The organism is Chryseobacterium sp. JJR-5R, from assembly GCF_034047335.1.
GTDB lineage: Bacteria > Bacteroidota > Bacteroidia > Flavobacteriales > Weeksellaceae > Chryseobacterium.
Window position 1 is genome coordinate 879147 of sequence record NZ_CP139137.1, and the last position, 23849, is coordinate 902995.

The window sequence follows — 23849 nt, forward strand, 5'->3', positions numbered from 1 at the left end:
AACTATGAAAAAACATATTAGCAGTTTTTTAGTGTTGGTTTCGGGATTCATGTTTTCCCAGACTATCCTGAACGCTTCCTCTCCGGAAGAATTCAGAAAGATGAGAGCTGAGAACAAAATGAAAGTGGGAGATACTGTTATCGACAAAAAAGTAAAGCCGCTGGAATACGGGTTTGTTGATGAGAAAGATATCCTGAAAAGCATGTTTGTTTGGGAAGTGATTGATATGAACGATAAGATTAATCAGCCTTTCTACTATAACAACCCCGACGGATTATTATCTACACAGACGAAATCCCTGTATAAGCTTTTGCTTGACGGAGCATTAAGTGGCGAGATCAAGGAAGTTTATGATGATGAAAATTTTGTTCAGAGACTTGATGCTGAGCAGATTAAATCGAGACTGGTTGATGTAAGAGTTGATGACGAAGCAATTAATATCTTAAACAGCGGACGGCAGTTAACGGAGCAGGAGAAAAAAGAGCTTACTGACGTATACGAAACTACAACTGAAAAGGTAAAGGTTTTAAAAATGTTCGGTATGTGGTTTATCGATAAAAGAGACGGACAGCTGAAGTACAGGCCTTTAGGAATTGCTGCAATGGGTCCTGATCCAAAACTGATCGGCAGAACAACTCCTGACGGACAGCCTTTGCCTGGTGCAGATGAATTAATTGATCTTTTCTGGGTATATTATCCTAATGCAAGGGACATTTTGGCAAACAATTATGTTTACAACAGAAAAAATACCTCTGCAGATTTATCTTTCGATGATTTGATTAACGCCAGAAGATTCTCTTCGGTTATCTTTAAATCTTCAGCAGGATTAGGCGATGGAGTTATCAAAGACTATATCCCGAGAGATTCTGAAGAACAGTTGGAAGAAAGCGACAGAATTAAGGCGCAGATCCTTCAAATGGAAAATGATATGTGGAATTACTAAATTTCACTTGATAATTATAGAAAACCTGAGTACTTTTACTCAGGTTTTTTTTATTATGGAGAATGTAGAATATATTATTGTAGGAGACGGATACGCAGCACTTTTTTTTGCCCATCGGCTGATCAGGGATAAGAAATCATTTGTTTTATTTTCAGAAGGAAGGAAAAGTGCCTCACAGGTTTCTGCGGGAATTATTAATCCTGTAGTTCTTAAAAAGTTCACCACTTTCTGGAAAGCACAGGAGCAGATTGATTTCCTGAAAGAGTCCATAAAAGAAATTGAAGAATATACAGGAGAAAATTACCTGATTGATGCACCTGTCCACAGAATCTTCCATGATGAAAACGAACAGCAGCTCTGGCATAAAAAATCTCAAAAAGATGAGCTCGCAGATTTCTTGGACGAAAATTTCGATCATTTAGATACCGTAAAAAACGACTTTCATACCGGAAAGGTAAACCAGTCAGCACGATTAAAAGTTAACGCATTTTTCGCAGGGTTATTTAGCTTTCTGGATAACAGGAAGCAAATTGTTAGAGAAAAATTCGGGTATTCTGAACTGGATACTCAAAATTCAGTTTACAGGAATTATCAATTTAAGAATATTATCTTTTGTGAAGGAATCGGGGTAAAAGAAAATCCGTTTTTTTCAGACATTCCTCTGCAGCCTAATAAGGGGCACAATATCAAGGTAAAACTTTCCATACCGGTTCCTGAAAATATAACCTTCAAAAAGAAGCATTTCCTATTTCCGGTACAAAACGGGCTGTATTTTTATGGCGGTACCTATGACAGGGATCAGCTTCATAATGATGTTGATGCATCAGCAGTAGAACAGTTAAAAAAAGGGCTAGCCGAGTTCTATCCCCATGGTTTTGAAATCGAGGAAGTAAACTTCGGGTTCAGGCCAACGGTAAAAGACCGCAGGCCTATTCTCGGAAGGCATTCTGAATATCAGAACCTCTATGTTTTCAATGGTCTGGGTGCCAGAGGAATTCTGAACGGATGCTACTTTTCCAAAAGCCTGTATGATTTCATAGAACATGATATCCCTCTGCATGAAGAAGTTTCCCTGGAAAGATTTCTGTAAAGTTCTGCTTAAAACATTTAAAATTTCTGATTCTACAGCACTGAAAAGAGAAATGCAGGATATCTGAAGCTGTCTGTTAAAACTTAATCATTCTGTAATAACAATCATAATCATACTGTATACGACAAAAAATTCCTTATCTTGAAGTAAAGAATAAAAAATCGTATGGACGAAAATGTATTGGGAATTATAGCAGGGATTCTTACTTCGGTATCAATGATCCCGCAGCTTATAAAAGTAATCAAAAGTAAAAACGCTGAAGATCTCTCGTGGGTAATGCTTATGGTCCTTATTTCAGGACTTTCTTTATGGGTATGGTACGGATGTATACAAAAAGAGCTTCCGATCATTGTTTCGAATGCTTTTGCAGTTCTGGTGAATATTGCCTTACTGATCTGTTGTGTGATGTATAAGAAAAAATCTTAGCATACCTTAAACAGCGAGCACTCCTGCAAAATACAGAAATGCTCTCATTTATAGTGATGTGTTTATTATTGGACTATCCTATCTGATCACAAATTTGGCCAGAGGGGCCATTCTCGCTTTGTTAAGGGTCAGGATATTTCCGTTTACGGAATAATTATCCGCCGTAAGCAGAGCATTGATAAAAGCTTTTTCCGTTTCCAGATCATCACAGGCAATCATCGTAGACATTCCCTGGTTGAATTTAATCCGCATTGCACCCGGCTTAAGCTCAAAAGTTCCGCTTACACCGTTGCATCCTCCGTTTCCTGTATACCGCATATCGGCCGTATTAAGCTTAAAATACGGATTGGCACCAGGATTTTTAAGCTGGATGGGCTGCCCGTTGATTTCAGTCAGTTTCCATGTTTTTCCCGTAATGTCAGCAGTTGTACTGGTGTTGGAACTTGCCGGCTTGCTTATACAAGAAGCAGTAAACAGAAAGACCAGGAAGGAACAGCAAATAAATATTGTTTTTTTCATAAAATATCAGGCTTATTATTTATAGTCAATCATTCATTAATAGGAAGCCATTCTTGTACTTCCTGAAGATGCTTTATTTTTTTTATGATGGAACATTACCATATTATAACCTTTTCTAAGAAATGTAATATCACCGTTGATATCAGAATACTGATACTCTGCATCTCCTGCAGTGTATTCCGGTAACTCATCACTCTTTTTCAGTTCATAAGATTTACCGTTCAAATGGACAGTAATGGTATTTCGGGTTTCGTTAACAGCCACTTCTATCTGATCACCGTATTCATCAGTATAGACCTCCTTCATAATTTTATCATGATCAGCATTCTGAATTGCAGTTACATTTTGCAAGTCGATATCCTCTTCTTTTGACGGATGTTTACAGGCTGCTGCCGTAAAAAGTATAAGGATAAATACAGGTAATAATTTTTTCATAGTATGTGATTTGGGATTGCTGCATTATTTAGCATTAAGATTCTATAAAATTACGGCTATTATTTAAATAAACTGTTAATTTTACATAAATTAATTAAAAATTATTAATCATATTTAAATTAAATGATAAAATCAGCGGAAATAATGCATTTGGAGATTAATTTTATTAATTAATTGAAGATGTTAACGATTGACTCATTGTTGAATTATTTATAAGCAGATTGATTCTCCGTAAGAATAAATAACGTTCTCTGAAGTTCATTTTATGATTTATTAACATTTTTCCTATTAATTTCAATGCTTGCTTTAATAACAAATTTGATACCAGAAAGTAAATTAACTGGAATTGTAGCTCATAACATTTTGATTGACTGAATTTTGTTGAGCAGCTTGCAAGAAGTCTTTTTAAAGTTTTTAAAGAATTCAGCTAATTTAAAGGAGTGTTAAATATCGTTAATGAAGATTACAAAAAGTTTGCATCAATTGAAATGTATTCTTACTTAGACATATATTTGCAGTAACAATATGAGAACTTACATCGTATACTTTTTGACAGCGCTTTTTCTGCTTTTCGTAGTGGAAAGCAAGATCAATGTCAAAACTCTGCGAAATGATTATATCTCTCATTCCTCACAAAACTTACCCCAGAAAGCCAACCGCTTAAACCAGACTTATGAAAAGCAGACCATTCGGCAGGCACCGGATGATGCAGGAAGTAATTATTCTGTAGAGCTTGCTGAAGATGACTTTCAGTTTTCAGATACATTGCAGGCCATTGTGGTCTTTGCCGGTATTTTCAGCTTGGCTTATATTTTTGGATTGAAAAGCTTCAAAAAACCGAAGCAGGCCATTCATGAGTCCCTGTCAGGGTTTTCTACCGTAAAAAAATTCATTCTGATTCGTTCTATCAGGATTTAAATTCTATTTTTCAATATATTTCCTGCTGACTATCGATGCCGGCAGAGAATATCCTGCGTTGTGCCTGCTGGTAATCAGCACATCGCCATCACCATCGCAATACATCCATACCATTACCATTACCATTTCCTATTAAAACATTAACGATTTATATAAACTCTGTAATTATGATGAAAAGAGTTGTCGCAGGCATTGCCTTAAGTAGTCTTTTGTTGCTCAGTTGCAACAAGAAAAAAGAAGAAAAAGAAGAAGTGTCAGTTTATCCCGTAACCTCTCCGCTGGTGATGGATACGGTAATTGACAAAGAGTATGTAGCCCAGATCCAGTCTGTAAAGAACATTGAAGTCCGGGCACAGGAAAAAGGTTTTCTTGAGAAAATCTTTGTAGACGAAGGCCAGTTTGTGCATCAGGGGCAGACCCTGTTCAGGATTATGCCCAAGCTGTATCAGGCAGAAGTATTAAAGGCAAAGGCAGAAGTGGCACAGGCCACCATTGAACTGAAAAATGCAAGTGCATTAGCCGATAATAACATTGTCTCCAAAAACGAAAGATCAATGGCTAAGGCCAAACTGGATGCAGCCAGCGCAGAAGCCAAACTTGCACAGATCCATCTGTCGTTCACGGACATTAAAGCCCCTTTTTCAGGGATTATCAACAGGATTCCCCTGAAACTGGGAAGTTTAATTGATGAAGGTGACCTACTCACTTCACTTTCAGACAATACCAATATGTACAGTTATTTCAACGTTTCAGAACCTGAATATTTAAGTTATCAGATGCATGTGGCAGACAGGGGCAGCAGCGAAGTAAGCCTGGTAATGGCAAACGGGGAAGTGCTTCCTGAAAAAGGCCAGATCCAGACCATTGAAGGGGAATTTGACAACGAAACCGGAAACATCGCCTTCAGGGCAAAATTCCCGAATCCCAATAAATTATTGAGAAACGGCGAAACCGGAAAAGTAAGAATGGCATTGCCGCTGAAAAATGCCCTGATCATTCCTCAGAAAGCCACCTACGAAATCCAGGATCAGAAATATGTTTTTGTAGTAGGAAAAGACGGGGTGGCAAGATCCAGGAACATCAAAGTATCCTATGAGCTTCCTGATGTGTATGTGGTAAGTTCCGGACTGGAAACAGGAGACCGTGTTTTACTGGAAGGTGTTCAGAAAGTAAAAGATGATCAGAAAGTCCGGACAAAATTCCAGGACCCTAAAAAAGTTCTTCAGTCATTGAAATTAAAAGCAGAATAGAAACAGTATGTTTAAGAAATTCATTCGCAGACCTGTTCTGTCTATCGTAATCTCACTGATTATCGTATTTATGGGAGTGCTGTCCCTGATGAAATTACCGGTTACCCAGTTTCCGTCTATTTCACCGCCCAAAGTGAATATTACAGCAGAATATCCCGGTGCCAACAACGAACTGTTGATTAAATCTGTGGTAATTCCACTGGAAAGAGGTTTAAATGGGGTGCCGGGAATGAAATATATGACTTCCGATGCCGGGAACGACGGGGAAGCATCCATCCAGGTGGTTTTTGACCTGGGAACCGATCCGAATGTAGCAGCGGTTAACGTTCAGAACCGTGTGTCTTCAGTAGTTAACAAACTTCCGCCATTGGTTGTCCGTGAAGGGGTGAAAATTACCCGTGAAGAGCCCAATATGCTGATGTATATCAATTTATACAGTGACGATCCCAAAGCTGACCAGAAATTCCTTTTCAACTATGCCGATATCAATGTAATGTCTGAATTAAGAAGGGTAAGCGGGGTAGGCTTTGCCGATATCCTGGGAACCAGAGAATATGCAATGCGCATCTGGCTGAAACCGGACAGATTAACAGCGTACAGCATTTCAGCAGATGAAGTGATGGAAGCTCTGAATGCCCAAAGTCTCGAAGCCTCTCCGGGAAAAACAGGGGAAAGTTCCGGGAAAAGATCGCAGTCATTTGAATATATTTTAAAATATCCAGGCCGTTTCAACAATGAAAAAGATTACGGGAATATTATCCTTAAAGCTAAAACAGACGGAGAATTTGTAAGGCTGAAAGATGTGGCGGATATCGAATTCGGTTCTTCCATGTATGATATTTATTCTACTTTGAATGGAAAACCTTCTGCTGCGATTACCGTAAAACAGTCTTATGGCTCCAACGCGAGCGACGTTATCAAAAATGTAAAATCCTTGATGGCAGAACTGCAGAAGACCACATTCCCTAAAGGCATGCATTACGATATCAGTTATGACGTTTCAAGATTCCTGGATGCATCCATTGAAAAAGTAATCCATACCTTGTTTGAAGCCTTTATCCTGGTGGCAATCGTGGTTTTCCTGTTCCTGGGAGACTGGCGTTCAACATTGATTCCGGCAATTGCGGTTCCGGTTTCATTAGTAGGTACTTTCGCGATCATGTCTGCTTTCGGAATTACCCTGAATATGATTTCGCTTTTTGCCCTGGTAATGGCAATCGGGGTCGTGGTCGATGATGCTATTGTGGTGATTGAAGCGGTCCACGCCAAGATGGAAGAAAAAGGGCTTTCGCCGCTAAAAGCAACGGAAGAAGCCATGCATGAGATCAGCGGGGCGATTATCGCAATTACCCTGGTAATGGCATCGGTATTCATCCCGATTGCGTTCATGTCCGGTCCGGTTGGGGTATTTTATCGCCAGTTCTCTATTACCATGGCTTCAGCGATTATCCTCTCCGGAGTGGTAGCCTTGACCCTGACTCCTGCTTTATGTGCTTTAATATTGAAAAACAACCACGGAAAAGCAAAAAGAAGAACTCCGGTTACGATCTTCCTGGATAAATTCAATAATGTATTTACAAAAGGAGCCGGAAAGTATGAAAAACTGCTGACGAAAACAGTAAAGAAGAAAACATTTACGCTTCCTTTGTTATTGGCATTTTGCGCATGTACCTTCTTCTTGAGCAACTCACTGCCGTCAGGGTTTATCCCGGCAGAAGATCAGGGGATGATTTATGCAATTATCCAGACGCCTCCGGGCTCTACGCTGGAAAGGACAAACCAGATTGCCAAAGAATTATTGAGGGAATCCGAAGATATCGACGGCGTTCAGTCTGTTTCTTCACTGGCCGGCTATGAAATCCTGACTGAAGGGACGGGGTCCAACTCAGGAACCTGCCTGATCAATCTTAAAAGCTGGGAAGACCGGTCGGAATCTGCATCGGAAATTATTGAGAAGCTTGAAGAAAAAGCGAAGAATATTCCCGGTGCCAATATAGAATTCTTCCAGCCGCCGTCAATTCCGGGATATGGTGCGGCCGGCGGTTTTGAGCTTCGTCTGCTGGATAAAGCAGGAAGCGGCGATTACCAGAAGATGGAGAAAGTGAGCAATGATTTCGTGAACGAACTGAAGAAACGTCCTGAATTAGGGTCTGCATTTACGTTCTATTCCGCAAGCTTTCCGCAATACATGCTCAAAATCGATAATGACCTTGCGGAACAGAAAGGCGTGACGATCGAAAAAGCAATGGATAACTTATCCACGCTGATCGGTTCGAATTATGAAACCAGTTTCATCCGTTTTGACCGGCCTTATAAAGTAATTGTTCAGGCCGGGCCGCAATACCGTGCGCTTCCGTCTGATTTACTTAAACTGTATGTGAAAAATGACAAAGACCAGATGGTCCCGTACTCAGATTTCATGCATCTTGAGAAAGTTTACGGCCTGTCTGAAATTACCAGGCATAATATGTACAACTCTGCAGAGGTAAGCGGAACGCCCGCGCCGGGATACAGTTCCGGGCAGGCTATTGCAGCCATTAAAGAAGTAGCGGATAAAACACTTCCTAGAGGTTTCGGGATCGACTGGGCCGGGATCTCCAAAGATGAAGTAAGCCGAGGCAATGAAGCCGTATTTATCTTCCTGGTGTGTTTAGGATTTGTATACCTGATCCTTGCCGCGCAGTATGAAAGCTTTATTCTTCCGTTACCGGTTATCTTATCGTTGCCGACGGGTATTTTCGGAGCATTCTTATGCTTAAAATTGTTAGGACTGGAAAATAATATTTATGCTCAGGTAGCAATGGTCATGCTGATCGGGCTCTTAGGTAAAAATGCCGTACTGATCGTAGAGTTTGCCGTACAGAAGAAAGCCGAGGAAGGCATCCCGGTAGCGCAGGCTGCCATTGAAGGAGCGGCCATCCGTTTCCGTCCGATTCTGATGACTTCATTCGCCTTTATTGCCGGTCTTATTCCTCTGGTCATGGCAACAGGGCCGGGAGCAATCGGTAACCGTACTATCGGTACAGCCGCCGCAGGAGGAATGCTGATCGGAACAATTTTCGGATTGATGATCATCCCCGGATTGTATTACATCTTCGGGACCCTCGCAGAAAAATCAAAGCTGGCGAGATATGAGGAGGAAAACCCTTTAACTGAACAGACAGAACCTTACCAACACGATGATAAACATGAAGATTTATAATAAATATATAGCAGCCATTGCTTTATCGCTTGTCCTGGCAGGCTGTAAGGCACCTATGGCAACCGTTGTAAAAGACGAGGTAAAAGAGAATGTGCCTCAGAACTTTAATCAGGAAGAACAGGCGGATGCCAATGCCAACAGCGGAACAACGCCCTGGAGACAGTTTTTTACAGATCCTAACCTGGTAGCTTTAATTGAAACATCATTAAAGAACAATCAGGAGCTCATGATTACGCTGCAGGATATTGAGATTGCAAGAAGCGGTGTCCTGGCAAAAAAAGGAAGGCTGACTCCCGTTGTTTCTGCAGGAATCGGTGCCGGAGTGAGAAAAGCAGGCCGTTATACAAGTGAAGGAGCCGGCGATGCCACTACGGACATTGAGCCCGGCAGAGAAATCCCTGATCCGCTGGGGAATTTTGAAGGCGGCTTAACCGCAAACTGGGAAATCGACATCTGGAAAAAATTGAGGACAGAAAAAGAATCCGCGGTTGCCCATTATCTTTCTACGGTAGAAGGAAAAAATTTCGTCCTGTCCAATTTGATTGAAGAGGTAGCAGATAATTATTATGAACTGCTGGCACTGGACAACCAGCTGGATATAATCCAGCAGTACATCAAGCTTCAGCAGAGAGCACTGGAAATCTCAAAAATCCAGAAAGAAGCGGCGGCCGCTACTGAGCTGGCTGTAAAAAAGTTTGAAGCTGAACTGGCAAAATCCAAAGCAACGGAATACACCATCCGGCAGGAAATTACCGAAAAGGAAAACCAGATCAATGCCCTTTGCGGGCGGTATCCGCAGCCTATTGTAAGATCAAAGGAAAGTTTTATGTCAACCATTCCGCAAACCGTATATACTGGGATTCCGTCTCAGTTGCTGGCGAACCGTCCTGATATCAAACAGGCCGAGCTGGAACTGAAAGCATCAAAACTGGATGTGGAAGCAGCAAGGAAAGAATTTTATCCCTCACTGGAAATTTCCGCAACACTGGGGCTGGAGGCTTTTAAGCCTTCTTACCTGGTCAAGCTGCCGGAATCTATGGCGGCAGGCTTAGCGGGCGAACTGGCAGGTCCGCTCATCAATAAAAGTGCGATCAAAGCCAATTTCCAGACCGCAGATGCAAGGCAGATCCAGGCTCTGTATGAATATGATAAAACCATTCTGAATGCTTATCTGGATGTAGCCAACCTGATGTCTAAAATTAAAAATATAGACCAGTATTACCAGTTGAAATCTCAGGAAACGAAGTCATTAGAACAATCGATCGATATTGCGAACCAGCTGTTCCGGAATTCAAGGGCAGACTATCTGGAGGTCCTTCTCAACCAGCGGGATGCTTTGGATGCCAAAATGGAACTGGTGGAAGCAAAACAAAAACAGCTGAGTACAGTTGTTGATATTTATAAAAGCTTAGGCGGAGGCTGGAAGTGATTATAAATCCTTAATGTTTTAAAAAGAAAAGAGGCTGCCCGTAAGGAACAGTCTCTTTTCGATTAAAACTGAAAACTTTAATAAAAACAGGTCATGAAAACCTTTTCTCAAGATACCTGCATGAATGTAGGTATGTAATTTAATTCTGATGGTTATTAATTTTAAAGGCGTTTAGTTTTTATTTGCATTAATTTCTAAAAAAGCCGGCCTTCCCTAAGATAAGTAATTCCTGTTAAAGAAGGCGGCAGGATATATGATCGAATCATCATGTTTTTGTGGTTATTAGTTTTTACCCTTTGGTCTGATTACTGATTTGCGATGACGTTTTTATTGCTGTTTTCTCGTTATTTGTTTCCGGCTTTACAAAATTATATTCGGTTATAAATTCTGTACCGCTGAATTCTGAGTCCAAAATTATCACCTGAGATCGGAATATAAAAATGGTTGTTGTCTCTATTTATAAATTATGACGTCCTAATTCAGGAATAAGGCGAATTTAATATACTGATAATCAGTTTATATTTTTGTAAAATAGAAATAATTATATTCTTTTCATTAATTCATTATTCATTGAGAAAACAAGGGTGATTTTACGTATTTTTGACCCCTATTATTCATGGAATAACTCATTAAGGTGATTAAAAAATTATTTTTTATATTTTTTACAGGATGTGTTCAGCTTTTTTTTGCCCAGCAGTCGGATATTGAGTTCGATCGGCTGAGGTCAAAATATGAAAATATTGAAGAAAATGACGTCCGGGCATTCCCTTTTATTCAGCCCTATATCAATAAAGGGAAAAAGGAAAAAAACTACGAGAGATTGGTTCAGGGATATAAAGACGGTATTTTTTATTCTTCGTTAAACGGTGAAAAATTAAAATATGCAGACAGCATGGTCTGGACGGCAAACGAATCAGGTATTGAAGATCTTAAAGTGATCGCGCATATAGACAAAGGCGTTGTTTATTATTACCATTATAAAAAATTCCAGCTTGCCCTTAATGAGTACCTTGAAGCATATAAATATTCCAAAAACTCGAAAAACGATTTTATAAAATTTCAGAATCTCTATCATATCGGGGTGGTAAAAAGTTATCTTGGGTATTATGACGAAGCGTCTGAAGTTTTTACGAAATGTATTGCTTACTACAGGGCAAAAATGAATATTAAGTCTCATCCCAACGAAATTTATAATAATAAAAGAGGCTACCTGAACAGCCTTCATCAGCTGCTCATCTGTTACCGTCACCTCGGAAAACATAAGGAAACCGATTCCGCTATACAGACAGGTCTTTCTGAAACCGGCAATAATCCTGAATATGCTCAGGAAAGAGGGTATTTTCTCCTGTCCAAAGGGATTTCTGAGTACAGGGACAAGCGGTACCAGGAGGCTTTGATTTACCTCAATCAGTCTTTGGGCTCTATGAAAAACAGCAGGGACTTTGCAAGGCTGTCAGTTAATTATTTTTATATCGGGAAAAGTTACAAAGAGCTGAAAGACACTCATAAATCTGTTGTTTATTTCCAAAAGATCGATTCTATTTTCAACCAGTACCAATTTATCCTTCCTGAGCTCAGGGAAAATTACGAAATACTGATTGATTACAGCAAAAAGCACAAAGACCAGACCCAGCAGCTCTATTACACCAACCAGCTTCTGAAGGCAGACAGCATCATGTCAAAGGATTTCAGTTACCTGTCCCCTAAGATCCATAAAGATTACGATACCAGGACATTGGTGGATGAGAAAAACAAGCTGCAGAAGATCAATTACCTGGTGACTGTCATTATTATTGTCCTGATTATCTGGGCTGTCGGACTGATTATTTTATTTGCCAAAAGACACAGGAAAGCCAAAGAAATTAAGCAGAAATACATTTTCCTTGAAGAAAAATTCATGAAAAATCAGGATGTGCCCAAGGAAGAAATCATCCCTGTTGAAGAAAAAAGAAACCTTCTGCATGAAAGTAAGGTGGAAGAGCTTCTGTTTAAGCTGCAGGCCTTTGAAGATAAAAAAGGATTTATCCAGAAAGGCCTTACCATCAGTAAACTGGCTTCACAGTTAGGGACCAATTCCAATTATCTTTCACAGGTGATCAACGAGCATAAAGGCGTTAATTTCAACAAATACCTGAGTCAGCTGAGGATCAATTACATTACCGTTTTACTGTTTGAAGACAGGCAGTACCTCAAATACAACATTGAAACGCTTGCAAAAGAATGCGGCATGGCTTCCAGGCAGAACTTCTCCGACCTTTTCTTTGAAATCAACGGTATCCGCCCGACGGATTTTATCAAGAACAGGATGCAGGAACTGGAGGATAAATAATACCATTGACATTTTTGTTGTTGTATACAATGGAATTAATACTGTATTAATATTCTTTTACAAGTGATAAATGTCACTTCTGTGAGATAACTATTTTATTTACTTTTGCGCCTTTAATCTTAAAGTGATGTGCTAGGATCAATATAATATCCTACCTTATACGCCTTTATATAATCATAGGAGCAGTTTGAAAAGAATTAATCCAAGGTAATGTTACATATCTTTTCATGAGTATTTATACAATTTAATAATTATGAATTCAATAAAAATAAAATATAATCTTCACTTCATTATTTTCTTATTATGCATAGGGGTTATATATGCATTTTCAACAGCTAAAGATCCGGCACTTGGTGATAGCTTAGGTTTTACTTTGCAGGGCTATAAGGGCTTCGGTTTTTCTTCGAATGCAACAAATCACGTACTGTTTTCCAATCTCCTATCACTCCTTCACAGCATATTTTCTTTTATAAAAGTACATGCCCTCTTTGTCTCTGTATGTATTCTATCAGGGGTATTCTCTCTGTTTTATCTGCGGAAATTACTGAGCATATTAGATGTTTCCCCAAAATCTTCTTTCATGTGTGTAATGATTTTGGGTCTTTCATTCACCTTTTGGAGACAATCTATTATCACAGAAGTATATACATTCTATTTGTTGTTTGTCATTCTGTTTATTACCAATTTATTTAAATTTATCCAGGGAAAAGAGGTCAGGTATTTTTATTATTCATGTGTTTTACTGGGTATCCTTTTTTTGATCCATATTCAGACAATTCTTTTTTTACCGCTCTGTCTCTATTTCCTTTTCAGAAATTTCTCTGTATTAAAGGAGCATGTTATTTATGGTATAATAGTAACGATCCTTTTATTTTCAGTTTTATTAATTCCGGTATTTATGGGATGTAATACTTTTACAGCCATTTTTACAGATAATTCCTATGAGAATTCTATTTTCAATTTTGATCCATCAATCATTATCAAAAGCATTATAAGAAATCTAATTTTTCTAATCTATAATTTTCTGTTTTTCTCCGTTTTTTTATTTTGGGGATTAAAGAATAAAACTTATCGTGATTATCTTCTTGTAGGCATAATCCCCTTTTTAATATTCTGTATAAAACATAATGTATCTGACGCCTATGTTTTTCAATTGGTGCCTTATGTATTTTTATTGATATTCATAGGAAGGGGATTGGATCATTTTCCTAAAATCTACATCATCCTGCCATTGTTTTTCCCTTTAATATATTTTACCTCTTACAAAATAATCCAAAAGACATCCTTAGGAAGGAATTTTGATAAAGAAAAATATTATAAGGGAGGAGCAAGATATATGGTGTTTCCGCCTCTGAAAGGAAATCCTGACTGGGATCACTTTATTCATAAATACAAAGAAGATTCTTTATACAATAATCCTGATATAAAATATTTAGATTCTTCTATCAGAGAATGGGATAGAATCAGAAAAGAAAATTAATCTGAAATAATTTCCGAATGCCTGAGACTATATAATAGATCATCATTTTTCATGCATTTATAATTGAATTAATCCTATACTTTTTTTTATAACCTTTTTTAAAGTCAATAAAAAATTGAATACTTCCAATTTGACACGGATGTATTTTTTGTTTATGATATGGTTAGTGTTTACCGGTGTCTGATAAATATCACTTCTTTGAGACAATTATTTTATTTAAATTTGCGCGCTCAAGATCATACCACATTCCATGATACTTATGATAACCATATATCTTCTTAACATAAATAAATCATTAATAAAAAATACGACACGTTTTGGCGCTTTGTGAAATTACCTTCGCAAAAAGATAGGGAGAGCATGTCTTATTATCATATTATCATTTAATTAATTCATTCAAATAAATATATTCATACTTTATGAAAACAAAATTACTATCATTAGCCATTCTGGCTTCATCATTGGTTTCTGCCCAGGCTTGGAATTTAACAGGTAATTCAGGAACAAATTCTTCAACTAACTTCGTTGGAACCTCAGACGGACAGGATCTTGTTCTGAAAACAAATAATCTTGAGAGAATGCGTGTAAACTCCAATGGAAATGTAGGTATTGCGGGAGCTCCTATTAATGATATTGCACTGAAAATATCAGGCCGAACTCAGATTTCGACAAATATTCCTTCCGATACTTTTTATGTGGGAAATGAAGGTGCTAATCATGATAATGGAAACTCACTTGTTTTTCTGCGATATACTCAATATCAGCCAAATAATCCCGGTATTATTGATGTTGGAGGATGGACAACTTCTGCTGCCTATGGGTGGATCATGTCATTAAGAGCGAATGGAAAACTTTTTTTAGGAACTAATCCTAGTGCTGTTTGCGCAGACTGTAATGATTACCGGGTATTTATAAAAGATGGAATCAGAACGGAAAAAGTAAAAGTTGATGTAGCTGCTACTAATGGCTGGGCAGATTATGTGTTTAAAAAAAATTATACGCTTAGAACCTTAGAAGAAGTAGAAAGGCATATTGCAGAAAAAGGACATCTGCCGAATGTCCCGTCTGCTGAAGAAGTCGAAAAAAACGGGATTAATCTGGGTGAGATGGATGCTAAGCTGTTAGAGAAAATCGAAGAGCTGACATTGTATTCTATTGAACAGAATAAACAAATCAAGCAGCTTCAGGAAGAAAATAAAGTTTTAAAATCTCAATCTGAAGATATTACAGAACTTAAAAAGCAGGTTCAGGAATTAATATCAGCAAAAAAGTAATACCATGAAAAGAAAAATACTATCGCTGTCTTCTTTACTGATAGGCTTCTTCGGCTTTTCCCAGACGGAAGTGTATTTTAAATATGACGAAGCAGGGAACCAGAGGTACCGGGGGACGAATTCAGCCGGCAGGCAGGTTCCTGAAGAAATTAAAGAAGTAAAAAAAGCAGAAGAAATAAAAACTGCAGCTGCCGTGAAACAGGATCCTGTGATGGACGAGAAAGCTTTTTTAAAGCAGATCAGGTTATACCCGGTTCCTGTCAACGATTACCTGACCATCGACTGGACGGAGGAAGTGGACGGTCTTATCGAATCCGTTTCCCTGTACCAGCACAGCACGGTGCACTGGAAGTTCCAGCAGCAGAATATCCCGGGGCTTAACAGGAAACTGAAAATCAACATGACCGGCTATGACTGGGGCGTTTATGTGGTGCGCTTCGCTTTGAAGGACGGCAGGGTATTCAGTAAAAACATCACCAAACGATAAAACTTTTAACCAACAATAATGATTAACGAAATGAAAATGAAATTATTTTCATCATTTATACTGTCTTTGTGTACAGTCATGGGCTTTTCGCAAACCATCCTGTACCAGGCAGAAAGTACGACCCGGACGGTCCAGGATCCCCAGACAGTGGTGCTGGCCCAGGGATTCAAGGCGTCAGGAAATGTATCGAATCCTTTTATCGCTAAAATTGGTCCCGGAACGGAAAACCCGGGTGGTGGGCCTACAGATTCAAACGCGGGAGCAAATAATCCTTCGGGAACCACTGCTCCTTCAGGGAAAAGCTTCCATGATACGAAAGGAAATATTGAAGTAACAGGAGCGGGGCAGTTACAATATACACTGCCAATAGATTTACCACCAGGTATAAAAGATGTTGCTCCACAATCGAGTCTTGTATATGTAAGTGGTTCCGGAAATGGTCTTGCTGGTTATGGCTGGAATCTTTCAGGGATTACTGCAATTACAAGAATGGGGAAATCTGTAGAGGTTGATGGAGAAGCTAAAGGTCTTCAGCTGGATTATTCCGACTATTACAGTTTCAACGGGCAACGATTGATTTTAAAATCGGGTGAATATGGGAAAGATGGAGCAGAGTATGTTACTGAAAAATATTCCAATATTAAAATTAAATCTGTGGGAGCAGCTCAGGTTTCCACCCCTCAACCAATGTATTTTCAGGTAACTTTTGAAGATGGTTCTCAGGCTTGGTATGGAGATATTCAATCTAATGATCCGGAATTCAATACTTTTAATGGAAGAACTCCTCTTGAATATAATATTGTAAAGTGGAAAGATGCCAAAGGTAATTATATCAGCTATTCATATGATTACAATACAGGGCAAATGCAAGGGCGCGTAAGCAGAATATCTTCTATACAGTGGGGGGGTAACGAAACACTAGGAAAGCCTCATTTTAATAGGATAGATTTTAATTATACTAACAGAAATTTGGTAGAAGAATCCTATGTGAAAGGATATAAATTTGTTCAAGATAAATTATTAACAGATATTACAGTACAATCCAATGGCAATCTATATAAAAAATATGTAATTGACTATTTACAGAATGGAACGAATTATAAGTTTGTAAATAAAATTACAGAATATAATTCTCAGGGAGAAGCTGCTAATCCAGTGATATTTACATATCCGAATTTTGTTGGTTCCAGCATAGATTATTATGGAGTTTTACCTTCCAACAGTGATTCTTTTGAAAATGTCAGGCTTACAGGAGACTTTAACGGGGATTCTTATTTGGACTTTGTCATGAATAATGGTGTCGTAAAGCTGGGTGCTTTCAACGATGCATACCAGGATATCTCCACAGGAAAGGTTTTTAATGCAGAAGCCAAAATAGTGAATGTCCTGCTGGATGAAGAAGGGCAGGTGTATAACGGAAACGGGATTGTTCAGTATGAAAACGGTAAAGTGGCAGGTTATATTTTCAGGAACAATACCTTTGTTAAGGTTTTTGAAAAAACTCTTTCTCAGACACCATGTACTTCATGTAATGTAAGCCTTAATGAAGGTGACATCAATGGAGACGGAGTATCTGATATCTTTATTACCCTGTCACCACAATCCGGATTTGGATTTGTAGATAAGTATATTGTAGATCTCAAGAATGCCAATGCTCCGTTTTCAACCTATGCACCATTCTCAGGAATCGTTGAAAGCGATTATCCAAATCAAAGATATCTTGATGTTGATGGTGACGGAAAAATAGATATCATCGATGTTTCAAATACAGCCTATACGGTATTTGAGTTTGTGAAGACATCTCCTACCCAATATCTGAAAAAAATCAAGTATTCCGGTAATCTTGCAGAGACAAAAGATCCGGATTACCCTATACTTTTCGGAGATTTTAACGGTGATGGGAACTTGGATTTTACAATTCCTATTACTGATTATCAAAGTGCAGATAATTGGAGATTCTATATGGGAACAGAAAATAGTTTTCAGAGTGTCTTAAAACAGAATTTTCTTAAATACAGAAAACCGACTCAGCCAGCGAATTTATCTTTAATTGATTATCATTTTTATTCTGTTTCGGATATTAATAAAGATGGAAAATCGGATATCGTTTTTATCTATTCTAAAAACTCAGTGGGTCGTATAAGTAATAGTGGAAATGCTCTTTGGAGAACTTTACAATATGAAGTTAATACTTTACAGGCAAACGGAGGAACAGAGTTTATTCCGGGATTAAGTTCTACAAGTCCAGCTTATAATGTAGGTGGAGCTGAAAATGGATTGTTTCAACCATTAACAAATCCAATTAAGTCTAATAATAACTATTATGATATTTTTGTTTTTAAAAATACAAGAGTACATAAATATAAGGCGCAAACTCCTTTAGCTGAACTATCCAGAATCAAATCTATCAATCAGTCTGGTGTTACAACTACAGTTGATTATAAAGAATTGAATCCAGATACAAATCCTTATTTTTATACTAAAACTAAAAAAGAATACTATCCATACGTATCATTAGCACGAGCAGATAATTCTTATGCAGTATCTCAGCTTTTACAAGAAAACAGAAAGCAAGATTTCAGATATAGAGGGATGACTTCTCATATGCAAGGAAAAGGAATTGTAGGTTATCATCAAGTAGCTCGCTCTTCTTGGTATGCAGATAGTTTTGAAAATACAAAAGTATGGACAGGAGTAGAAATTAATCCACTTCTTGATTCATCCCCTATAAAAGAATGGTCTATAAGAACAAACGATGAAAGTAAGGTATTTCCAACTGATATTTCCGAAAATAATACACAATTACTTTCATTTAAATCTACTGATTATCAAAAAGAAGAATTAATAGACGGAAATGTTGTTTTAACTGTAACTGATGCCGATAAACCGAAAGTAGTAACTGCAATCCTTCCTAGAACTACACTAGAGAAAAATTTTTTAACAGGAACAACAACAGCAGGTTTGGTTTCATATGGAAACTATTATCTTCCTGTGAGAAGTAGTTCTAGCATTAATAATGGTTATGGAAGTAAAAATTCTTTTTACGCATACTTTGATAACGAATCAGGAGTAGGAGAGAATTACTATATAGGACGTCCAAAATCAAAGAAAGATATAGTATATGCTTATGGAGATACACAATCTTCAAATACAGAATATACGTATGAAAATAATCTCTTAAAAACATCAAAAAACTGGAATAGAAACGATACAGAATATTTATTAGAAACGTATAATTATGACGGATTTGGAAATGTCACTCAAAAAGTTATAACCAATAGTGTCGATTCTCAAACCCAAGTTGCAGGAACCGAATACGATTCCAAAGGACGATTTGTTGTTAAAAAAATTGATAATCTGGGCTTAGAGAGCACTATAACCTATGATACTTGGGGACAAATGCTCACTCAGACAGATCCACTTGGGAATGTACTTATCAATACTTATGATAACTGGGGAAAATTACTAACTTCAAAAAGTAATATCTCTGGAACTACAACATACCAATATGAGAGAGATAATAATTCGAATATTATAATTACCCAAAATGATCCTGATGGTAAAATATCTAAAAGATATACAAACAAGCTAGGGCAGGAATATAAAACTTCTATTAAAGCTTCCGTACAAGGAAAATATATTTCAAAAGAAGTACAGTATGATCTTTTGGGAAGAAAAATAAAAGACAGCGAACCTTATTTTGAAGGACAGGGAGCATCGGAATGGAATACTATTGTTTATGACGATACTTTATTTCCTGCAAAAATAACTGCACAAACTTTTAATGGTAAACAGATGGAAACTATTGTTTCCGGTTTGACAACTAATGTAAAAGAACTCAATGGCTACGGAAGAACAACTTCTAAGACAATAGATGCCCTAGGTAATGTTGTATCTTCTACCGACAAAGGAGGAACAATCATATTCTCATATAACGCTGCCGGAGAGCAAATCAAAGCACAATATGGAAATAATATTGTAACCACAAAATACAACTCTTGGGGTAATAAGTCAGAACTAAATGATCCGTCCAATGGATTGTATAAATATGAATATGATGGTGCAGGACAACCTAAAAAGATTATAAGCCCAAAAGGGACAAAAGAATATATTCATAATAATTTAGGACAGCTCATTACTCAGACTGAAGTATCAACCGTAGACGGAGGGCAGGCTACCAATAAAACAATTTCCTTTACTTATGATAATAAAGGTAGAGTTATTTCAAAAAGTGGAATATCAAAAGGTAAAGGCTACAGTTCAAATGTATCCTTTGATCCGCAAGGAAGAATATTATCTTCTTCAGAAAGCAGCAACGGAAAAATTTTTATTGATAAAGGAATTACTTATGATGATAAAGGAAGAATAATTTCCTACGAAAAACAATTATATTCTTCCGGAACACTAACGAAAGTTCAACTGGAAAATGTGTATAATCCTTGGAATGGTGAGTTGTACCAAATAAAAGATAAAAATTCCGGGAAGATACTTTCAGAATTACAGGAAACCAATGCTAAAGGACAAATTTTAAAAGCAAAATTAGGAGAGACTAATATTAATAATACTTATGATACAAATGGTTTCTTAGCAAATGTAAATCATTCTTCACCGGTAAAACCTAGTATTCTTCAACTATCTTATTCATTTAATGCTATAAAAAATGAATTAGAAAGCAGAACAACTGGTGGTGATTTTAATATTACAGAAAGTTTTGATTATGATGATAACAACCGCCTTGTAAATTGGACGAATCCTGTAACAGGAACTAAACCTTCTGTAAATAGAAATGTTTACGATGTTAAAGGAAGAATCATGGATAATGATCAGGTTGGAACAATTAAATATGATAATGCTGCTAAAATTTATCAACCAACCGGGATGACATTGAATTTCGCAGGAGAGCAAAATTATAATAATGATTTAATTCAGACCATTACTTATAATGAAAACAATGATCCGGTATTTATTGATGGAATGAAAGGTGATGTTGCCTTCCAATATGGGTTAACAAGTATGAGACAAAGAGTAACCTATGGTGGAAATTTCAATGCAGATGGGGACGGTCAATATACTAAGTTTTATAGTGAAGACGGAAGTTTCGAAATTCAATTGAATAATAGTACAGGAGCAGAGAAACATATTCTTTATATTGGAGGAAATCCGTATAAAAGTGATATTATTTTTATGAAAAATTATGCTGAAACAATTGGTTCGTATAAATTTTTGCATAAAGATTATTTAGGAAGCATTTTAACAATAACCGATGAAAATGGCTATAAATTAGAGCAAAGACATTTTGATGCTTGGGGTAATATGACTCATTTCCAAAAAGGAAACAATGCTGTAGTTACAGACCGTAATCAAATCAATACTCTACTTGCAAATGGAAATTCATTATTAGACAGAGGATATACAAGCCATGAATATTTTCCTGAAATTGGAATTATTCATATGAATGGAAGATTATACGATCCATTATTAAGAAGATTCTTAAATGCAGATGAAAACATTCAGGATCCTTATAATACTCAAAATTACAATAAGTATGGATATGTATTGAATAACCCTTTAATGTTTAATGATCCGTCTGGAGAATTTATCTTCCTGGCTCCGGTCATTACATGGTTGGTCGCAAATGCTGTTGCAATTGGGACAGGAGCACTCATAGGTGCGGCAATAAGTGTTGCGGTGTACACAATTCAGGCAGCAATTAATAATAACTGGAGTTTGGGAGGCTTTGCGAAAGCTCTTGTCACTGGTGCAGTCACTGGAGCCGTCTCCGCAGGAGCCGGTCAAATATTCAGTGCCGGAAGCTTCTTAGCTACCGTTGGAAATGGAGCTATTTCAGGAGCTGCCAGTGGCGGTATAGTAGCTCTTATCAATGGAGACAACTTTTTGAAAGGTCTTATAAAAGGTGCTGTTATAGGAGCTGTAACATCAGCAGTAAGTTATACAATATCAGTATATAAGAGAACAGGATTTAAGTTTAAGCAAGAATTAAAAGTAGAAGATGTTGATGTAAATGTGAGTGCTGCTGATGTAGATGCTACAGATCCATATTATGCAAAAGATCCTGTAGACAGAGTAAAAGATGCAAGAAGCTCGTATGGTGATGCAAAGTACGGAGTTAGAAGTGAAACTATTGATTTTGATTCTTACGATACATATGGGTTGATTGATGGTAAAATTGTTGATGGTAAAATTACAGGAGATCTTGCTGTTTCTAGATTTAATTTCTTCAGAAATAGTACCAGTATTACTTACTCATATAAGGTGCTTCAGAATAAATATCTATTAGCAAAAACAATGGCACACGAAACTGCTCATGCCTATTATAACTCTGCTGGGATTATTTACCATGCTAGATTTGATAACCCTACAAATACACTTAATAATTTAGAGCATTTAGCAATAAAGGATAGTGAGTGGACGTTAATTAAATTAAATAATATGCCTACAAGTGGGATGAATTTAATTAATCAGGGAGAAATTTTGAAACGTATAATGTCTCTAAACCCACAAGGTTTCCAGGCTTATCAGAAGTTTATGAAATTTTTTGAACCTATTTTTAAACGTAAATTATCATATTAAAATGAAAATATATCTTTTTTTGTTATTATCGCTCTTTTCTTGTTCCAGACACAACACAAAAGTTCAAAGTCAAAATTTTTATTTTGAATATTGGAAAGATGAGGATCATTTTAATTCTAAAGATAGCTTGTTTACAAGAAATTACGAAGCTAATGATCAAATGAAAAGAAGTGATAATACTAGAAAGATTTCCCTTACCAAGGAAGAGATTAATAAAATAATTAATGAAGTAAATAATCATGATATCTTAAATTTACCAAATGACTTTTCATGTAATATTCTTCCGGTAAGTGATCCAAATTTTATACATGTTAAAATAATTATTAATAATAAAATTAAAGACATTTTATTTACATATAGTCGTAGTAATCCTAAACTAAATTGTTCAAAAGGGGAAAAAATTGTAAACTTTAGAAAGGTTTTAGATTCTATAATTTATGATAAAGCAAATGTTAAGGAGTTACCTCCAACAAATTTATATTATGAATAATTTAAATATAAGATAATATATGTTTACTATTCATTTTAGTTACATTTTACTTTTCTATGATTGAGAGTATTTAATTAGTATCTTTAATAAAATCAAACCACTGCTGGATTACAGTGGTTTGTCATTTATAATTCATCAGTTCAATAAAATATCAAACCAACATCGAATTCATAAAATATTGAAAACAAAACGATTAATTTAGCTTTTCACAAAAAAAATTTTAGTAATAAATTAATTTTCTGTATTTATTTAAAATCTTCAGGCATGAGTTTTCTTTTTCTACACTTTAAATACATTACACCAACTTTGAATAATATTCTTCAAACTTAGATTTAAATTTTAGAAACTTGAAAATACTTTTAGAAACATTTGTTATTGCATAATCCGAGAAAGTCAAAACCACAAAAAACTAAACTTCAATGAAAAACTCATCTTTATCATTGCAGTCATTGTGATCTTCCTTCTAATTATTGTCTTAATTAAAACATTCACCTATCCATTTAAAAAAACAAACATCAATACTTCAAGTGGCTGGAAGATGATAAAATACGATTCCGCTATTCAAAGGCTGTCGGGAGGACTGAAGATTCCGTCTGTTTCCTCTGGCGAAATGGGAGAATTTGATTACTTAACATTTGACACCATTAAAGAATATCTCAAAACATCGTACCCCTTGGTTTACGAAAATGCGGAATATACTGAAGTCAATACCTATGGTCTGGTCTTCCGGCTGAAAGGAAGAAATCCTTCGCTTGATCCCATTTTATTTCTTTCCCACACCGATGTGGTGCCTCCCGGGGATGCAGATATAAAAAATAAAAGCGGAAATATTTTCAGGCCGGATGACAAACCTCTGCCTTCTGTTTCAGAAGTTTCCGAAGACTGGGATTTCGGGCCGTTCTCCTGGTGGCACGAGCGTCACGCTCATGTTGTCTGTTATAATTCACATCTTTGAACAGTCCAGCCGTCTTAAAATCTTAAAACTT

At 36.9% G+C, this 23849-nt stretch carries 16 protein-coding genes; 14 read left to right on the forward strand and 2 right to left on the reverse strand.

The window, feature by feature from the left end; translation table 11 throughout:
- The first annotated feature begins 4 nt into the window (after positions 1-4).
- The 3 genes from gldN (at position 5) to SD427_RS04190 (ending at position 2459) form a co-directional block, all read left to right on the forward strand.
- Positions 5-943, forward strand: coding sequence for a gliding motility protein GldN (gldN, locus tag SD427_RS04180; protein WP_320560036.1), 939 nt, complete (start codon positions 5-7; stop codon positions 941-943).
- Positions 944-998: 55 nt separating this feature from the next.
- Positions 999-2033 (forward strand): FAD-dependent oxidoreductase, encoded by a 1035-nt coding sequence (locus tag SD427_RS04185; protein WP_320560037.1) that lies wholly within the window; start codon positions 999-1001, stop codon positions 2031-2033.
- A 165-nt stretch (positions 2034-2198) separates the two neighbouring features.
- Positions 2199-2459 carry a SemiSWEET transporter gene (locus SD427_RS04190; protein ID WP_320560038.1) on the forward strand — a complete coding sequence of 87 codons (261 nt, stop codon included), beginning with the start codon at positions 2199-2201 and terminating at the stop codon, positions 2457-2459.
- A gap of 78 nt (positions 2460-2537) precedes the next feature.
- Here SD427_RS04190 and SD427_RS04195 read toward each other — a convergent pair whose 3' ends face one another.
- Both SD427_RS04195 and SD427_RS04200 read right to left on the reverse strand, forming a co-directional pair.
- Positions 2538-2978, reverse strand: a complete 441-nt coding sequence (locus SD427_RS04195; RefSeq protein WP_320560039.1) for an META domain-containing protein — start codon at positions 2976-2978, stop codon at positions 2538-2540.
- Positions 2979-3014: 36 nt separating this feature from the next.
- Positions 3015-3413 carry a hypothetical protein gene (locus SD427_RS04200; RefSeq protein WP_320560040.1) on the reverse strand — a complete coding sequence of 133 codons (399 nt, stop codon included), beginning with the start codon at positions 3411-3413 and terminating at the stop codon, positions 3015-3017.
- Between the two features lie 525 nt (positions 3414-3938).
- On the opposite strand from SD427_RS04200, the gene SD427_RS04205 reads away from it, so the two are divergent.
- The 11 genes from SD427_RS04205 (at position 3939) to SD427_RS04255 (ending at position 23818) form a co-directional block, all read left to right on the forward strand.
- Entirely contained in the window at positions 3939-4331 is a 393-nt protein-coding gene (locus SD427_RS04205; protein WP_320560041.1) for a hypothetical protein, read from the forward strand.
- Between the two features lie 170 nt (positions 4332-4501).
- The gene (locus tag SD427_RS04210; protein ID WP_320561014.1) at positions 4502-5581 is read left to right on the forward strand and encodes an efflux RND transporter periplasmic adaptor subunit; all 1080 of its coding nucleotides are present in this window, start codon (positions 4502-4504) and stop codon (positions 5579-5581) included.
- Between the two features lie 7 nt (positions 5582-5588).
- Positions 5589-8783 carry an efflux RND transporter permease subunit gene (locus tag SD427_RS04215; protein ID WP_320560042.1) on the forward strand — a complete coding sequence of 1065 codons (3195 nt, stop codon included), beginning with the start codon at positions 5589-5591 and terminating at the stop codon, positions 8781-8783.
- Positions 8770-10212: an efflux transporter outer membrane subunit gene (locus SD427_RS04220; protein ID WP_320560043.1), complete on the forward strand. Its 1443-nt coding sequence runs from the start codon at positions 8770-8772 to the stop codon at positions 10210-10212. Before SD427_RS04215 ends, SD427_RS04220 begins: the two co-directional genes overlap by 14 nt.
- 634 nt (positions 10213-10846) lie before the next feature.
- Positions 10847-12541 (forward strand): AraC family transcriptional regulator, encoded by a 1695-nt coding sequence (locus tag SD427_RS04225; protein ID WP_320560044.1) that lies wholly within the window; start codon positions 10847-10849, stop codon positions 12539-12541.
- A gap of 253 nt (positions 12542-12794) precedes the next feature.
- Positions 12795-14021, forward strand: a complete 1227-nt coding sequence (locus SD427_RS04230; protein ID WP_320560045.1) for a DUF2723 domain-containing protein — start codon at positions 12795-12797, stop codon at positions 14019-14021.
- A 419-nt stretch (positions 14022-14440) separates the two neighbouring features.
- A complete protein-coding gene (locus SD427_RS04235; protein ID WP_320560046.1) occupies positions 14441-15295 on the forward strand; it encodes a cell wall anchor protein in 855 nt (284 codons plus the stop codon).
- Between the two features lie 4 nt (positions 15296-15299).
- Positions 15300-15782, forward strand: a complete 483-nt coding sequence (locus tag SD427_RS04240) for a hypothetical protein (protein ID WP_320560047.1) — start codon at positions 15300-15302, stop codon at positions 15780-15782.
- An 18-nt stretch (positions 15783-15800) separates the two neighbouring features.
- Positions 15801-22373, forward strand: a complete 6573-nt coding sequence (locus tag SD427_RS04245) for an RHS repeat-associated core domain-containing protein (protein ID WP_320560048.1) — start codon at positions 15801-15803, stop codon at positions 22371-22373.
- Position 22374: 1 nt separating this feature from the next.
- The gene (locus tag SD427_RS04250; RefSeq protein ID WP_320560049.1) at positions 22375-22863 is read left to right on the forward strand and encodes a hypothetical protein; all 489 of its coding nucleotides are present in this window, start codon (positions 22375-22377) and stop codon (positions 22861-22863) included.
- A 538-nt stretch (positions 22864-23401) separates the two neighbouring features.
- The gene (locus SD427_RS04255; RefSeq protein ID WP_320560050.1) at positions 23402-23818 is read left to right on the forward strand and encodes a hypothetical protein; all 417 of its coding nucleotides are present in this window, start codon (positions 23402-23404) and stop codon (positions 23816-23818) included.
- Positions 23819-23849: the final 31 nt, after the last annotated feature.

Coding starts and splice junctions, on each gene's coding strand:
- SD427_RS04245 (WP_320560048.1), top strand. CDS start 15,801: ATGATTAACGAAATGAAAATGAAATTATTTTCATCATTTATACTGTCT.
- SD427_RS04185 (WP_320560037.1), top strand. CDS start 999: ATGGAGAATGTAGAATATATTATTGTAGGAGACGGATACGCAGCACTT.
- SD427_RS04220 (WP_320560043.1), top strand. CDS start 8,770: ATGAAGATTTATAATAAATATATAGCAGCCATTGCTTTATCGCTTGTC.
- SD427_RS04205 (WP_320560041.1), top strand. CDS start 3,939: ATGAGAACTTACATCGTATACTTTTTGACAGCGCTTTTTCTGCTTTTC.
- SD427_RS04215 (WP_320560042.1), top strand. CDS start 5,589: ATGTTTAAGAAATTCATTCGCAGACCTGTTCTGTCTATCGTAATCTCA.
- SD427_RS04210 (WP_320561014.1), top strand. CDS start 4,502: ATGAAAAGAGTTGTCGCAGGCATTGCCTTAAGTAGTCTTTTGTTGCTC.
- SD427_RS04195 (WP_320560039.1), bottom strand. CDS start 2,978: ATGAAAAAAACAATATTTATTTGCTGTTCCTTCCTGGTCTTTCTGTTT.
- SD427_RS04200 (WP_320560040.1), bottom strand. CDS start 3,413: ATGAAAAAATTATTACCTGTATTTATCCTTATACTTTTTACGGCAGCA.
- SD427_RS04250 (WP_320560049.1), top strand. CDS start 22,375: ATGAAAATATATCTTTTTTTGTTATTATCGCTCTTTTCTTGTTCCAGA.
- SD427_RS04230 (WP_320560045.1), top strand. CDS start 12,795: ATGAATTCAATAAAAATAAAATATAATCTTCACTTCATTATTTTCTTA.
- SD427_RS04240 (WP_320560047.1), top strand. CDS start 15,300: ATGAAAAGAAAAATACTATCGCTGTCTTCTTTACTGATAGGCTTCTTC.
- SD427_RS04235 (WP_320560046.1), top strand. CDS start 14,441: ATGAAAACAAAATTACTATCATTAGCCATTCTGGCTTCATCATTGGTT.
- SD427_RS04255 (WP_320560050.1), top strand. CDS start 23,402: ATGATAAAATACGATTCCGCTATTCAAAGGCTGTCGGGAGGACTGAAG.
- gldN (WP_320560036.1), top strand. CDS start 5: ATGAAAAAACATATTAGCAGTTTTTTAGTGTTGGTTTCGGGATTCATG.
- SD427_RS04190 (WP_320560038.1), top strand. CDS start 2,199: ATGGACGAAAATGTATTGGGAATTATAGCAGGGATTCTTACTTCGGTA.